Here is a 15,016-nt window from a genome sequence, read left to right as displayed (position 1 = left end):
CCCTAGTGGTGCTTTTTTTCAATTACAATAAAACAAGTGCTGTCCGGCAGCGGCACGCGTCGGCCGAGCCGATCTGTCAGCTCGATTTTAGGGTTAAGGTGTTCTTCATACCCTTCCTGTACATAGTGTTCGAACACAAGAATGTTCGCGCGTTCCCCCAACTCTTTCTCAATACAGCGCCGGAATTCAGACGGCGTAAAATAGCCGAACTGCTCCTTCACTTCATGCGAATAGGCTTCTTCTCCCCAAGTATATGTATAGAGGAATTCCATCGCGTCATTCACAAACAGTACGGCCGCATCCTTCTCAGCCTCAAGAATTTGCACCTTTCTCCCTTTAAAATCATGGATATACCGTTTCAAGAAATCCATTCCATCCGGGTCTTTAAAGCGAATCCGCCGCGTTTCCTCTTTGTTTTCGGTCATGATTCCGTCCCTGATGATGATTCTGCCTCCCCGCTTCAGAATATCAAAGGAACTTTTTAACGCTTGGGCAATGACGAGATGATTAAATCGTTTTCCTTCATACGGAATGTATGAAAACAATTCGTGCAATATCGATGAAAATACAATCGTGTCGACGCTTTCCTGTTCGAAGTACTCAGGAAGATCCAACGCATCAGCCTGTTTCACATGCCACGGCTTATGTTCGCGCACTTTTCTTTTTTGGAGCTCCTCAATGACATTAACGGAAAGGTCGATGCCGATGACCTCTGCTTCAGGATGCTGGTCCGTCAGCAAATCAAGCATCACGCCGCCTCCGGCTCCGATGTCGAGCATTCTTTCTCCAACTGCATAATCGGCAATCTTCTTTTTATAATCTTCCGCACCGTTCATGTCAGACAGATAAGCCGCTTCATTTTGCAGCCGGTCAAACGAATCCTTGCGAAACTCAAAAAAATCATAAAGCAGCACGATCGCCCGTTCATATAAAGGCGATTTCTCCGCTTCCTGGCAAAATTCAATCAGCTTCAGTCCGGCCTGCGAAAACGAAAACGTGACGCCGACAATCTCGGAAGCCTGATCAAACGGCTGAACAGCAAGCGAAACGTGTTCATTTACAGGCACCCCGCCGAAAAGCAAATCGCTGATCGACATCTCTTTTAAGCACGCTTCGATAATCCGTTTTTTATAAACATTCGTATGACGCACACCTTGGTAATCACGGTACATGTCCTTCATCAGCAGCTCAAAGCTGATATGCTTGACTGATAGAGGATTGACAGAACGAAGCACAAGCAAAAAGATTTTGACAAACTCTTCAAAACTGAACGATGACAAGGCGGATTCCACATACCATAAATCGACCCGCTGAAAGAAGCGTCTCAGCACATCTTCCGCCGCATGTTCCCTCAGAAACCGCTCGTACCGGCTGCTGTCTTCGCCGGAATCGAGCGCCTGTCCCCGCAGTTTTCTGATCCTTTCCGAGAACGGCCAATCTTTGTTTCTTTCTCCTGTGCAGATTTGGCCGATTATCCGGTTCACGTCTTGTTCAATCGATTCCCAAAGTGCCGGCGAAACCCCTTCAATGATACATTTGTTCAGAACGTACAGAACCCGCCTGATGTCGATGTGCTGAAGTTCGGATGCTTCAATCCAATCGATAAGAGGAGTGAATTGGCGATACCTTGATTCCCCGCGGATATACTGCCCGATGAGTCCATGCGTCAAAATCAAAATATAGATGAGTTCGTCAATATCCTGCCGCTCCGGCATATACGCCTGTCTTCGATCAGCATAAATCTGCGCCGACCCGATATTATGGATCGCAAGCTGAAAGCCTTTCTCACGCCATTCCTTTCTTTTATGAGGCTGGCCGCACTTAGCCGTTTCACTCCATATGAGAACCTCTTCAATGATTTCTTTTTCCCGCTCAGGAATGTCCGCTTTCTCCAAGATGGAGAGCGTCTGTTCCACATAAAGAAACACAGGATTCTGAGGCATGTTCTCCAGCGAAGATATCCGCTCCAGATTGACATTTTGTTCTTCAGTTAAAACAAGATACTTGAGCCATTCGGCATCACGCAAAACATGATAATCCCCGCTTTTCACTTTTTCAATGGCTTCTAACGATTGTAAACGCCTCATACGTTCTTCCCTCTTTTTTCTATTTCGATATGACTAATCATAAGGCAAATGGTTTCATATAGAAATAGGATAATAGACTTATAACCGCTATAATGTTTGGCCGCAGTCCGCCGTTAAGATTTGACCAGTAACCGTTTCTTGTTCGAGCAGCGCGCAAATGAGCAAGGCGATATCTTCCGGCTTTGCGATCCGTTCAAGCGGGAGCTTTTGGCTGAGCCGCTTCATTTTCTCTTCATTCCCCTCCCACCATCTCGTCGATACAGCGCCAGGTGCCACACAGCTGACCCTGATATCCGGAGCGAGCGCATGCGCCAATGATTTCGTCAGTCCGTGGACCGCCGCTTTTGATACGGCATAGGGGAGCGAAGAACCTGAGCCCGTCAGTCCGGCGATGCTACCGACATTTACGATGGCGCCTTGCTTATTTTGCTTCATTAAAGATGCCGCCGCTCTCGCGCAATAAAACATCCCTTTGACATTTACCGCATACAGTTCATCCCAGACTTCTTCAGAAGCTCCATCCAAGTCATCAAGCTCGATATGCCTGGTGATGCTTGCATTGTTGACGAGCAGATCGACGGTGCCGAACTCACGGGCCGCCCGATCAAACATGCCTTGAACTTCATTGACCTTAGAAACATCGGCTTTAATCGCGAGCGCGCGGCCGCCTTGATTTTCAATCATCCCAACCGTCTCTTCAGCCTCCGCTTCGGAACGCGAATAGTTGACAATAACCGCTGCGCCGCGGTTTGCCAAAGCGAGCGATACCGCTCTGCCGATCCCAGTGCCGCCTCCTGTGACAAGGGCTGTTTTATTTTTCATTTCCATTTTTCATCACTCCCTTTTCAACTGATGCAAGCTGTGCTGTTCCATTCCCAAACGACCAGTTCTCTTTCACGTTTTCGGCCGCAATGATCATGACGTCCTCTTGGCGGATGCCGGCGTTTTTTTGTAAACATTCTGCAATGTGTTGATACAGCGCCAGCTTTTTTTCGACCGGTCTCTCTTTCATTGTGATGTGAATATAGATCAAATCCTTCGTCCGTTCGATATTCATATAGCCGGGATCGAAAAAGAATTCTTCCTCATCGTGCTGGGTGATGACCTGAAAATAATCATCTTCCGGAACATCGATCGTCTCCGTCATCGCCTTGTGAACCGTTCTGCTAATCCGTCGAAGCTCTTCGTTTGATCTTCCTTTTAAAAGATCCATCCTGACAAATGGCATATATTTATTCCTCCTTTGTATTGTTTAATAGTGTATAACGGTTATATCATTTTGTATAATTGAATCATTTGAAGGATTCATTCAATTTTATTGAACTTGAGGTGATGGGATGGATTTCAAAACGTTAAAAACGTTTCATAAAATCGTGGCTTGCGGAAGCTTTAACCGCGCGGCTGAAGAACTGAATTATGCGCAGTCCACAGTCACAATGCAAATCAAAAAACTCGAAGAAGACCTCGGCATCCGATTGCTCGAGCGGGGGAAAACATTCCGACTGACTGAAGCCGGCAGGCTTTTTTTTGAAGAAAGCAGCCATATTGTCAAGAATATGGATCACCTTCAACATCATATGGCCGACTTATTGCTTGGCGAAGCGGGAAATATCCGTCTGGGAGCGGTCGAACCAATCGCGAGCTGTGATTTGCCGCGGATGTTGGGGAGGTTTTTAGCGGATTATCCGAAGATCCGGGTTTCCGTAGATATTGCCAACTCATCGACATTGGGGGAACGGCTGGTTCAAGGCAGCCTGGACCTTGCCGTCTGTTCGACTCCGGCAATGGGAACTGATCTTTATTTTGAACCGCTATATGCTGAAGAGCTCGTAGTGCTGCTTCCTGAAGGACACCCCGCCGGAAACAATGAACACATCCATCTGAAAGATCTTAGGGAGCACCGTCTACTGATCACGGCCAACAATTGCACTTACCGCAAGAAAGTCGAAATCGCGTTTCAAGAGCTGCCGGGAAGCCAAATGAACACGATGGAGATCGGAAGCATGACCGCTTTGAAAAATTATGTTGCCGCTGGACTCGGCGTTGCCCTGATTCCGAAAAGCATCGTCTCCCCTCCTCCTCCCGGAACGATTGTCCGGTTTATCGGCGATGACCCGATCAGCGTAACCTTCGGCATCCTTTGCAAAACCGCGTCTTTCCCGCTGAAACAAGCGGATGCAAAGCTTTACCAATATTTGAAACAGGAACTGGGAAAACCGAAAAAACCTTCCGGCTGATGTCGGAAGGTTTGGGATGATGACATAATGGGACATTGAATGATGATGATCTGGTCTCAGAGGGGGATGGTTACTTGCACCTGTCCGCCCCCCGCTTCACCATTTTTAATTGATAAATCGCCTTGATGAAGCTTGACAACACGAAGCGCAAAGGTAAGTCCCATACCGTAATGCCCATTCGATGTCCGGCTTTTATCTTCCATATAGAAAAGCTCGGCAGCTTTCTGCAGGCCTTCTTGAGAAAATCCTTTTCCGCTGTCAGTGATTGTGAAAATCAATTGATCATCCGTACACACAGCTTCAAAATCGATTCTCCCGCCTTCTGGTGTGTGATCTGCAGCGTTCGTCATGATGTTCATCAACGCTCGGTGAAGCAGCTGTTTGTCCAACAATGCTTTTTTATCTTCAAGGTTCTGTTCCTTCAGCACAATGCCAACCGATTTGTTCCCTATGTATGCTTCAGTGTCATTGAGAACACTTTCGACTAACGGTTTCACAGCACTTTCTCTATAATCGATATTTAATGCTTCCTCCGTTTTTGACAAATGGATTAATTGGTCAATGTACTGGCCGATTTTTTGTCCCGCATCAAGTATGTATCTGATATATTCCGACTGCTCTTGATTTTGCGGTGATAAGCTCAGCAATTCCGCATTACCTTTAATAATGGTCATTGGAATTTTAATGTCATGAGCCAATGCGCCGATCTGTTCTTTTTTCGTTTTCTCTAAGTGCCACTGCGCGCGGAGGGAGGCTTGAAGGGCATTCCTCATGTCTATCAGGGAACTGATCACATGATCAAATTCCTTAATATTCGAAAACTCCGGAGTGAAATTTAAATTTTGTTTTTTAATTTGCTCAGCGATGGTGTTTAATGTTTGAAAATGATCTTTTAACCTGTTTGCAAATCGGGTTGTTACCGCAAAAACGACCGTAATTAGAAGCAGAATGATGATGCATAAGCTTGTCAGCTCATAGTTCGGGAGAAACCGTCTCAGCAGGGGAGACCGAAACTCAGCGCGCAAAGGATACTCCAACACACAATACTCGTCTTTGCGTTCGATGATCATATAGCCTTTTTGACTTAAGGTGACATACGGCCTGCTCTCAATTTTTTTCCGTACAATGGAAAGATTCGTTTCTTTCATGTTTCCCGCTGTCTTTTGTTTCGACTTTTTATCCAATATGGCATACAGCATCGTATCAGGTATCATGTCTTCCGTTATCCGTTCAGCCGATTGAAGCTTGGGCTTAAGCTTTTCAGCTTCGATTTCATTGTAATTGGCAGGATAAAACAGCCCTGCATTCATTCCGATCATATTGATCAAAACATATACAGCCGTGATCGCGATCAAGCTGAAACTCAAAGTGAGCATATATTTGATCAGTTCTCTGCGCAGCGTCTTTTTTTTACGGATTATTCCCATCTGTACCCTACGCCCCATACCGTTTTGATCGGATCTCTTTCGTGTTCTTTGCATTTTTTCCGAATCGTGCGGATAAATTCGGTTATCGTGGAGTATAATGCATTACCTTCCAGCCCGTATACATGATCATAAATTTCTTCTCGTGTAAAAGTTCGTCCTTTATGCTGAGCCAACAGCTCACATATTTTAAATTCATTTTTTGTTAAATTCAGCTTTTGATCATCAATAAATACTTCTTTACTGTCAAAGTGAAATAAAAAACCGGAAATCACACGTTTAGTTTCGTGTTTCTCTCTTTTTTCCCTTCTCAAGTGTGCATTTACTCTCGCACTGAGCTCAAGAACGCCGAAGGGTTTTGAAATATAGTCGTCTCCTCCAGTCAGGAGGCCCTTAACGATGGCCTCTTCCTCCGTCTTAGCGGTGAGAAACAGGATCGGACAATCTACCAGCGGCCGGATTTTCTCGCATAATTCAAATCCGTCCATCCCCGGCATCATCACATCAAGCAAAATTAAATCATACCCAGAAAACACGTCGAGAGATTCGGCGTTAACTTGACTCAATGTATGAACTTGATGCTGATCGCGGCGCAAAATATTTTGTATGAGTACAAGAATATCTTTCTCATCATCTACTGCCAAAATGTTCGCCACTTGCTGACCACCCTTTTTCATTATTCATAAGCTTTTCTTCCTTCCCAGCGGATAAACCAAACGATGCTTAGAGCGAATACAGCTATTATAGCAAACACCATGATGAAAGCCCCCTGCTTGATTTCCCCGTCTAGAACAGAACGCAGAGACGAATCAATTTGAACAAATCGGTCAATCCCCTTATACCCTGTCAGCCTGATTCCCCATGCCCAAGGATTATATTTCCAAATGACATCGCCCAATCCCGTATTCATCAGGGCTGTCATCAAAAGACCTGCTCCGCCTATTAAAATCGAAGCCCCCATTCCAAATATGCAGCTGATCAGAAAATAAATGAAATAAAGTGTGACACTTCCGGCTGCCAGCCATGCCCCAGCCTCTAAAAAAAGGGCGATTGTCAGGTTCGGTACATGAAATAGAACTTTGAGCCCCAATACATAGAGTCCAATAGCCAAGAATACCGCACACAAGTTCATGAACAGAAGCAGTGTGACTTTGCTTAAATAAGCCGTTAATTTGGGCGCCGTGCCGCCCAACAGCACTTGAAAACGGCCTGCCCGCTCCTCTAATGAAGCCGTCATTCCGCACACTATTCCAATCAGAAGCGGCAGGGCAATCGCAATTGCCTCAAAATACGTGCGGTATAATTGATATGGATCATGATCTCTGTTATAGAAATAAAGCAGAAAAACACTCGCACAGATAACCGGAACGGTCAAGTGAAGCCAAATAAAAGATGTGCGCTTTGTTTTTTGAAAATCAGCCGCAAGGCATCTGAAAAATAGCAACAAATCAAACCGCCTCCCGTTTTATCGATTTGCGATCAACGGCAGGGGAAAAAGACCGCCTGGTCAGACGCGCCAAAATAGCAAATAAAACAACAGATAGAACAACAGCCGGAGGAACGACTGCCCAGCTTGTTAAAGGATCGCCATTTTCAAGAGGCACACCGTTTGGATGGATGCCAATTGTCGGACACATGACCCTGATCGGCCAGCTCCACGGATTCAGCCACCAAAAAGGACTTGATGCCGACATGATGCCCAACACGATACTGCCCAGCATATTGAACAAAACGGCAGATATAAACCCAAATTTTCGCGCTATCCATAAACAGATGGGGATCTCCCACAGTGTCGTAAGCCAAAGCAGCAGATTCGCGGCAATGACTGTCAAATGAATGCTCGAAAATTGAGGAATGACAAACTGCATCACAACCATGAACCCTAAAAAAACAGCTTGAGACGCTAAAGAATAGAGCGCAATGACGCTTATTTTTGCAGACCAGATCATATGTAAATGTACGGGAGAAGAAAAAATGCCGTTATAATTCGACGCTTTCATTTCTTTCTGGTGTGATAATGCACAAAGCAAGGCGATCATGACCGGCATCAAGATGACAGACCACCAATTATACGTACCTGCTACAAAGAATCCTGGATTCATTAAAAAGGCGAAGCAAATATTAATCAAAGGCACAATGAAGATCATCTTTCTCGAAAATGTTCTTTTAAACTTCAGGTTTTCCGCTTTTGCATAATATCCGATCATTGTTCTCCGCCTTCTTTCCCCCGCGTTGATTTGACAACATCCATAAAAAGCCGCTCGAGATCGTCCCCCTTATTGATTTTCCCCTGATATCCGAGGTATCCTCCGCTGATAATCCCGATATGGTCTGCGATCTGCTCGACTTCCGACAAAATGTGGCTTGATAAGATGACCGTCATCCCTTGCTTTGGAAATGACCTGATGAGTTCCCTTAACTCTTGTATACCGATCGGGTCGAGACCGTTCGTAGGCTCATCAAGTATGAGTAATTTAGGGCGATTTAAAAGAGCGATGGCGATTCCCAGCCTCTGTCTCATCCCCATAGAAAACTGCCCCGCTTTTTTCTTTCCGGCATGATGCATATCAACAGTTTTAAGCACCTCTGTTATTCTCGCATCAGGAAGACCCAATAATGTGGCATGCACCTTGGCATTCTCGTAGGCTGTTAAATTATCATACAGAGGCGGGGATTCTATTAAAGAACCGATGTCTTTTAATACAGACCTTTTCCATTTCCGCCCCTCAACCAAAATGTCCCCGGCAGTCGGGTTTAAGATTCCGGTTAAAAGTTTTAAAGTCGTTGATTTTCCTGCTCCATTCGGTCCCAGCAGACCGTAAATACTGTTCTTTTTAACTGACAGTGAGACGTCTGAGACCGCTTGCGACCTTCCAAACTTTTTTTGAAGATGCCTTGTTTCCAATAGAATTGTACTCATCTTAATCTCTCCTTGTTTGATCTGATCGGTACCGATATCTTAAAATACCTTTCTCAAGATTTAATCAGAATCAAACGCAAAAAACCTTCCGGTTCCCCGAAAGGTTTAGCGGCCTTTGCCTTAAGAAGGCATAAGCTCAAGATGATGATCCAGTTCGTCCTGCAGGACGGCTTCAATATCTTTAAAACGATTCGATACAGTCGAAGCGCTGACGCCGTATTTTTTTGCAAGCTTCGCCTGGGATAACGATTTTTCCGATTTGGAGATCGTATTGATAAAATACTCCAAAGCAGCTGCAAAGGCTTCTGTTTTCTTGATGACCGGCGCTTTTTTAACACAATACGATTTCCAAAGGCCGACCGCCCAGGAGACAAATGATTCAGAATGTCCTTCGTCAAGCATACCTTTCTCAAAGACAAGCGCTGTTTCTTTTTCCATCTCATTGGCCCATTCGATGTCTTCCGACCCTTGTTCAGACGGTGCACTCTCTTCCTGACGGCAAAGCTGCATTAACACATGATGAAAATCATCTCTCATCAGCTGTTCTTTTGTTCCGCCTTCTTTTGTGAAACGGCTTAAAGCATCGTTTAACCTGTCTTTGAGAGCATCCGCCATTTTTGCAGGATAGATGGTGAATTGTAAGAAGAACTCGGTATGGCTTCCGATCTTGATCGGAAAGCCGAGCACGTACTCGCCTACAAAAGGCCCTTCCCGCTTCACATTCATCCTTATAGTGAGCTCTTCATTTGTTACAGCATCCTCAAAGCGAATGCCGCCATCTGTTATATGTTTCACACGCAGCAGCGCAGGGGAGAGGTCTTTCCACGATTGAACGGCTTCCTTAGTCTGCGATCTGAGAATCGAAGAACCCTTTTTCTGTAAAAAGTCTTCGAAAATCGTCAATCCTCCGTCTGCCAACGGCCGGGAAAATACTCCCCACACGCCCAGATTAAAAACACATATCTTTTGTGCAGACTGATCCAAGTCTGACAGAAAAGAATACTGATTAAGAAATTGATCGATTGTGTCTTTATGTTCCGTAAAAGCGAATTCCATGACGTCTTTCTGGATTTGTTTCAATTCCTGCACCGCGACAGCCGGAAACGCTCCCTCTGCTTTGCCGCAGCATTTTTTATATTTCAGCCCGCTGCCGCAGGGGCAAGGCATATTTCTCTTTACTTTTCCCACGTTTAAACCTCCGTATCTTATACTACAACTTATTTATTTTATCAAAACTTTCAGGAGGGGGAAATCCGATAATGAAAATCAGTATGATTTAGCTGAAAAGTAAAATTTTATAAAAGAGGACAAATAGAAAAAAAGACTATAAAATGGTTAGTTCTGTGTTTTTATCATCCATTTATGACAGAGGGTGTTATACATTTTGCAATACGCTGGTTTTTGGGTTAGAGCGGGTGCATTGTTGATCGATTGCGTATTGGCGGTCGGATTACACTTTTCATCCGCATTGATTTGGAGACGGATCTCCTGAGGTCGGTGCAACAGCACTGCTGGTATTCGTTTTTGTATCCGCTTTTGATGCCGCTGACAAAGCTCCGGGGCACATTGGAAGAGCACTTTTTAGAATTCGCATTGTTTCTGATGATACAGGCTGACGGATGAAGCTATGGCAGGCTTTCGTGCGCTACATCGTCTCATGGGTGCATATTGCTTTCGGTCTGCTGTATTTAACCGTCGTTTTTTCAGAAACGAAACAAGCTGTCCACGATTTTGCGGCTAGAACTTATGTTATGAAAACAGGCGACACTGAGTAAACGATCTTTATGTATTTAAGTGCATACAGAAAAAGGGATATGAATCCCTTTTTCTATTTCCGGTATTCCAGCAGACTGATGGTCAGGAGCACAAGGAAGCACCCCAGCCACTGAATGGATGTTAAACGTTCGTTTAAAAACAAAACACCTCCGAAGATGGTAAGAACGGGGCCGATCATAGAAATGACGGCTCCCCGCTCCGCTCCTATCCGCTTCATGCCTTCCAGCATGAATAAAAAAGGAATGACCGTCGTCACCGCTGCAATGATCATAAAAAAAACATACATTGCGGGAGGATAAGAAAGCAGGATTCCCGGCTGTTTTCCTGTTGCGCGAAACAGCGCATAACCGGCCATCGCAAGACTTGCCGCCGACATTCCATAGGCATTCATCCGAATCCCGCCGATTTGACGGACAAGGCCTCCCGCCACAACAAGATAAACCGCATAGGCGACAGCGGACAATAAGATCAAAAAAGCTCCTGACAGGTTCGCTTCAAATGCTTGCACATCCCATCCGCCGACAGCCAAGAACAGCCCGGCATTCACAAGCAAGATGGCAGCAAACGTTTGACCCGAGATCATTTTTTTATTTACAAAGGCAGTGATGATCAATACGAACATGGGATAGCTCATCACAATCATCCGTTCAACGATTGCCGAAACATCATGAAGGCCGATAAAATCAAGCAATGGCGACAGAAAAAAACAAAGCAATCCGGCCGCATAAGCTTTAAAAATCTCCGCTTTTTCTGGTTTAGCCGGAAGCTTTGAACGATACACAACAAAAATCAGCCAAAACAGCGGTGCCGCAAATAATTGCCGGTACAACAGCACCGCTTCCGGCTGTGCACCTTGTTCATAAGCCCATTTGACAAAAATGGATTTTGAAGCAAAACACATCGTCCCAAAGACCATAAAAACGACCCCGGCCGCTTTTCGAACGCCGCTTTGAATATGGCCGCTCTGCTCAGCTGTACTCTTCTCTTCTCGACTCAACTTTCAACACCCGTCCTTTTTATTCGTGGATATGTTTTTTTATAAAATGGAGCAATGTGCTTCCCTGGGCCGTCAAAATCACACCTTTTCCCGAACATTTTGGACAAGGCTCCGGCTCTTCTCTTCCGCTTCCATTGCAATTTGGACATGTCGTTTCCAAATCGTCCGTTGCAATCACCATTTACCATCACACCTCCGTTTCCGTTTAATATGATGCGGCCACTCCGGCCAGCCTTCCTCCATGGCCACCACCTCCTTAAAAATACAAAAAACCCCCGTCACAAAAGGACGAGGGTCTCGCGGTACCACCTTTATTAATCGCATCAACGATTCGCTTGGAACATACGGAAAGGGAACAGTCAGCCCTTTCGATACGCTTCTCTTGATAACGGAGAGAACTATCCCGGCTTCGCCTACTGTCCGTTTCAGCGAAGCGATTCAGAAGCCCATTCGGCGTCAGAAGGGCATCGGTTCACACCAGCCACCGACTCTCTTAAACCCATGCTCTGACACGTACTTGCTCTTCCTCAATATCGTTTAACCGTACATGATTTGTAAAAAATATATTACTCTGAAAATTAGCAGGTGTCAATCAGCATTAAATTCTTGTTTTTTTACGAACCTTTAATATACACACGGTCAACAGACACAAAACAAGGAGATTGAATGCTGCTATCCAATAAAAATATCCAGGGATGCCTATGACGAGAAGCGGTAGTCCCAAGCTGAGAAATACACTGGCAAATGCAGCATACAGCACTTTTAGTAAGCCATTATATTTTTCTGCTTCAGATTCGCGGTCTGTATAAATCGCATTTGTTTGAACTTGACTGGGATCAGCCGCAAAGTAATGCCAATTTAAAAACTGTGTCACATGCTTCCAGCCTGCATCCTCGTATATATGAATATATTCTTCCTGATCCAGGTTTGATGTTGTCTTATAGTCGAGCCGATATACTGTATTGCTTGGTTTTGTCTTTTCAAATATATAGATAAATAAAAAGAAGGACTTTAACATCCACCCCTGTTTTGCCATTTCATTCAGCCAGTTCTCTTCCTTCCGGTCTTGCCAAGCAAGAAAAAAACGGAATTTACGCTTTCTTTTTTTACTCATGACTTGTATCTCCCTCTTTTTGAAAAATAGATTGACTGATCGTCACTAATTTGGATAGGCGTTTAAATTCGAGTTCAATCACCTGCCATCCTTCATTCGTTAAAATATACTGCTTTCGCCGATTATCGCCGGATTCGCCTTCCTTTCTAATCAGCCCCTGCTTTTCGAGTTTGCTTAGTGCACCATAAAGAGTGCCAGGCCCTAGTTTGACCTCACCCTCACTCATGCTCTCAACCCTTTGCATAATGCCGTAGCCATGTAATGGTTGAGTTAATGACAATAATATGTAATACGTAGCCTGCGTAAGCGGTAAATAGCTTTCCGCCGTTTTTTTCTTCACTTTTCGCACCTCATTTTAAGTATGGCGTTTTTCATTTATATATCTCATGAGCAGTACAACACCTATTAGATTGAAAATGATGCTGCCGCCAAGAGCTAGTCCCCACCATACACCGTTTATTCCTGATAAAATCGCTAAATTTAATAAAAAAATTCCGCTCAAAACAAATAACATCCCGGTAAAGTGTGTATTCATATCATTCTCCTCCTTATTTTACATCGCCTTACGATATATCGACTGACGATATAATAACATATTAGAAGATTCGACACAAATCAAACACAGCATTTACCCTGCAAATCAAATAAGTGAGCACAGGCTATTGCCCAAAAGGAATAGCTCACATTAAAATTAAAAAAACCGCCTAAAAGGTCATTTCACGACCTTATCAGGCGGTTTCCAGCGATTATTCCTTATTCCTGTCAGCAAACACCGTCATGGCGTCGCACATGAACTTCGCCAAGCCGGCGCCGTATTGATCAATGTTTTTCGTAAAGCGCTCGTCAGCGACATACATTTGTCCCAGACCTTTGAAAGCTTCGAGCGAATAGCTGTGGCCGGTGTTATTGTTCAGAAAGTCGTACCATTCCTTTATAGCCGCCTGTGCTTCCTCTGAGTCTGAGGCGCCTTTTCTGAGGGCGGCGATTTTTCTGTAAATGGCATCATATTGCTGTTCCATCTTTTTCCGTTCACCTTCGGGCATGGATTCGATATAGGCCTTCGATCTGTCGACGGCTTCATCGCCCCAGCGTTCCCGCGCTTCTTCCTCATACGGGTTTTGACTGAAATCAAATCCCGCGAATTTTTCCTCGTTTGTCATGTTGATTTCTCCTTTCGCGAATTGGATCGTTTTATCGATTGTCGCAATCATTTGGTCAAGCCGGCTTCTTTTCTCCAGCAGCGCTTTGCGATGGAGCTGAAGCGCCTCATTCCTGTCAAATGAAGGGTTCTCAAGAATGCTTTTAATCTTTTTTAAAGGGAAGTCAAGCTCTCTGAAAAACAGGATTTGCTGCAGCTTTTCCAGATCGTCATCTGAATACAGCCGATACCCGGCTTCGGTCGTCTCCGACGGAGCTAATAATCCGATTTCATCATAATGATGCAGTGTGCGCACACTGATGCCGACTAAGTCGGCCACTTCCTTTACTTTCATTTTCATTTATCTGACCTCCCTTCAATATCGACTATAAAGTATCCCGCAACGTGAGGGTCAATGCGAAATTTGAAATTTTTTTTATACAAACAAAAAACCCGGCAAAATTGCTTCGCCAGGTCTTTTAAGAATTGTTCAGCAAGACTTCTTTAAGAAACGGATCATCCAGCCACTCGTTCAGCTGGCCCGCGGAGAATCCTTTTGATACATTGAGATCGATGAGCGTTCCGCCGGCATATCCGAAAGAAGCCGATCTGTCCGCAATGGTGTCCGGCCCTTTCGCCAGAACATTCTTCAGCTTCTTCAGCATGTTTTGAAAGCTCTTCTCCAAGTCGCTTTTCGGGTCTTTGGCAGAGTCAATCACTCTGATGAGCCTCTCATTTCCGCCTTCAAGCTCTCCTTTTTCATCCAAACTGACATCAGCCAAAGACAGACCGGCAATCGTTTTCAAAAACTCATTCACATGCCATTTTTCATAAGCTTCTTTATCCAGCGGCGTTCCATTTTGTTCACCGATCAATTCCGCATGGCTCAACAGACGGGCGCCAAACCGTTTATCACTGTTATTTAAAACGGCTTCGATCCGGGTTCTTTTTTGTTCATCTTCGATGCCTTCAACTATAATCCGGTTATTTCCGTCTACATGCAATGTCAGATGTTCACTCTCGGAAAGAGAAATTCCGCTCTCGCGCAGCGTCTCATCGATCTGGCTGTTCAAACGCTGCCTGTCCACATAAAGATTATAGATCTCAAATTGAACGCCGTTCATTTGTGATCGTAATGACGGTGCATTTTTTTGAGCCGCTTCAGCCTGTTTGCTGATGGAGAGGGTGTCTGTTTGGCTGCCGGCCATTCTCTTGGAACCTGTAGTCTTAGCCGGCATCTCCGCGGCGGCAGGCTTCATCAGCTGCTCGGAATAAAGCGAAAGTTTTACCCTGTCTCTAATATTCATGGGAGCTCCTTTCATG

At 44.8% G+C, this 15,016-nt stretch carries 18 protein-coding genes and 1 other annotated feature; of the genes, 2 read left to right on the top strand and 16 right to left on the bottom strand.

What is annotated here, in order from left to right; all coding sequences use genetic code 11:
* Positions 1-2 precede the first annotated feature (2 nt).
* The 3 genes from MKZ04_RS18710 to MKZ04_RS18700 form a co-directional block, all read right to left on the bottom strand.
* On the bottom strand, positions 3-2,087 hold the full coding sequence (locus MKZ04_RS18710; RefSeq protein ID WP_341046676.1) for a class I SAM-dependent methyltransferase: 2,085 nt from the start codon (positions 2,085-2,087) through the stop codon (positions 3-5).
* An 87-nt stretch (positions 2,088-2,174) separates the two neighbouring features.
* Entirely contained in the window at positions 2,175-2,915 is a 741-nt protein-coding gene (locus MKZ04_RS18705; RefSeq protein WP_043054035.1) for an SDR family NAD(P)-dependent oxidoreductase, read from the bottom strand.
* Positions 2,899-3,315 (bottom strand): tautomerase family protein, encoded by a 417-nt coding sequence (locus MKZ04_RS18700; protein ID WP_145654074.1) that lies wholly within the window; start codon positions 3,313-3,315, stop codon positions 2,899-2,901. Before MKZ04_RS18700 ends, MKZ04_RS18705 begins: the two co-directional genes overlap by 17 nt.
* A 109-nt stretch (positions 3,316-3,424) precedes the next feature.
* On the opposite strand from MKZ04_RS18700, the gene MKZ04_RS18695 reads away from it, so the two are divergent.
* The gene (locus tag MKZ04_RS18695; protein ID WP_043054034.1) at positions 3,425-4,324 is read left to right on the top strand and encodes a LysR family transcriptional regulator; all 900 of its coding nucleotides are present in this window, start codon (positions 3,425-3,427) and stop codon (positions 4,322-4,324) included.
* Between the two features lie 56 nt (positions 4,325-4,380).
* On the opposite strand, the gene MKZ04_RS18690 is transcribed toward MKZ04_RS18695, so the two are convergent.
* From MKZ04_RS18690 to MKZ04_RS18665, 6 genes are all read right to left on the bottom strand, one after another.
* The gene (locus MKZ04_RS18690) at positions 4,381-5,751 is read right to left on the bottom strand and encodes a sensor histidine kinase (protein ID WP_341046672.1); all 1,371 of its coding nucleotides are present in this window, start codon (positions 5,749-5,751) and stop codon (positions 4,381-4,383) included.
* Positions 5,742-6,404 carry a response regulator transcription factor gene (locus tag MKZ04_RS18685; protein WP_341046669.1) on the bottom strand — a complete coding sequence of 221 codons (663 nt, stop codon included), beginning with the start codon at positions 6,402-6,404 and terminating at the stop codon, positions 5,742-5,744. The genes MKZ04_RS18690 and MKZ04_RS18685 overlap by 10 nt, the downstream gene beginning before the upstream one ends.
* 20 nt (positions 6,405-6,424) lie before the next feature.
* The gene (locus tag MKZ04_RS18680; protein WP_020450026.1) at positions 6,425-7,195 is read right to left on the bottom strand and encodes a lantibiotic immunity ABC transporter MutG family permease subunit; all 771 of its coding nucleotides are present in this window, start codon (positions 7,193-7,195) and stop codon (positions 6,425-6,427) included.
* Between the two features lies 1 nt (position 7,196).
* Positions 7,197-7,955: a lantibiotic immunity ABC transporter MutE/EpiE family permease subunit gene (locus MKZ04_RS18675; RefSeq protein WP_023857778.1), complete on the bottom strand. Its 759-nt coding sequence runs from the start codon at positions 7,953-7,955 to the stop codon at positions 7,197-7,199.
* Entirely contained in the window at positions 7,952-8,668 is a 717-nt protein-coding gene (locus MKZ04_RS18670; RefSeq protein WP_020450024.1) for a lantibiotic protection ABC transporter ATP-binding protein, read from the bottom strand. The genes MKZ04_RS18675 and MKZ04_RS18670 overlap by 4 nt, the downstream gene beginning before the upstream one ends.
* A 120-nt stretch (positions 8,669-8,788) precedes the next feature.
* Positions 8,789-9,856 (bottom strand): YecA family protein, encoded by a 1,068-nt coding sequence (locus tag MKZ04_RS18665; RefSeq protein WP_341046660.1) that lies wholly within the window; start codon positions 9,854-9,856, stop codon positions 8,789-8,791.
* 431 nt (positions 9,857-10,287) lie between these two features.
* Between MKZ04_RS18665 and MKZ04_RS18660 the strand changes: the two genes are divergently transcribed.
* Entirely contained in the window at positions 10,288-10,443 is a 156-nt protein-coding gene (locus MKZ04_RS18660; RefSeq protein WP_224146494.1) for a hypothetical protein, read from the top strand.
* A 53-nt stretch (positions 10,444-10,496) separates the two neighbouring features.
* Here MKZ04_RS18660 and MKZ04_RS18655 read toward each other — a convergent pair whose 3' ends face one another.
* From MKZ04_RS18655 to MKZ04_RS18625, 7 genes are all read right to left on the bottom strand, one after another.
* Positions 10,497-11,441, bottom strand: a complete 945-nt coding sequence (locus tag MKZ04_RS18655) for a DMT family transporter (RefSeq protein WP_023857775.1) — start codon at positions 11,439-11,441, stop codon at positions 10,497-10,499.
* A 19-nt stretch (positions 11,442-11,460) separates the two neighbouring features.
* Positions 11,461-11,622: a tryptophan RNA-binding attenuator protein inhibitory protein gene (locus MKZ04_RS18650; protein ID WP_035337337.1), complete on the bottom strand. Its 162-nt coding sequence runs from the start codon at positions 11,620-11,622 to the stop codon at positions 11,461-11,463.
* Positions 11,623-11,722: 100 nt separating this feature from the next.
* Positions 11,723-11,981: a binding site (T-box leader), on the bottom strand.
* A gap of 58 nt (positions 11,982-12,039) precedes the next feature.
* Positions 12,040-12,555, bottom strand: a complete 516-nt coding sequence (locus MKZ04_RS18645) for a DUF2812 domain-containing protein (protein ID WP_020450019.1) — start codon at positions 12,553-12,555, stop codon at positions 12,040-12,042.
* A complete protein-coding gene (locus MKZ04_RS18640; protein WP_023857772.1) occupies positions 12,548-12,895 on the bottom strand; it encodes a PadR family transcriptional regulator in 348 nt (115 codons plus the stop codon). Before MKZ04_RS18640 ends, MKZ04_RS18645 begins: the two co-directional genes overlap by 8 nt.
* Positions 12,896-12,910: 15 nt before the next feature.
* The gene (locus MKZ04_RS18635) at positions 12,911-13,090 is read right to left on the bottom strand and encodes a hypothetical protein (protein ID WP_023857771.1); all 180 of its coding nucleotides are present in this window, start codon (positions 13,088-13,090) and stop codon (positions 12,911-12,913) included.
* Positions 13,091-13,301: 211 nt separating this feature from the next.
* Positions 13,302-14,054, bottom strand: a complete 753-nt coding sequence (locus MKZ04_RS18630; RefSeq protein WP_020450017.1) for a MerR family transcriptional regulator — start codon at positions 14,052-14,054, stop codon at positions 13,302-13,304.
* A 118-nt stretch (positions 14,055-14,172) separates the two neighbouring features.
* A complete protein-coding gene (locus MKZ04_RS18625) occupies positions 14,173-15,000 on the bottom strand; it encodes a DUF4885 family protein (protein WP_020450016.1) in 828 nt (275 codons plus the stop codon).
* Between the last annotated feature and the right edge of the window lie 16 nt (positions 15,001-15,016).

Origin of the sequence: Bacillus sp. FSL W7-1354, from assembly GCF_038002405.1 — a bacterium.
Taxonomy (GTDB): Bacteria; Bacillota; Bacilli; order Bacillales; family Bacillaceae; genus Bacillus; species Bacillus paralicheniformis.
The sequence above is the reverse complement of the archived record's forward strand: the minus strand, read 5'-3'. Positions and strand labels throughout refer to the sequence as shown.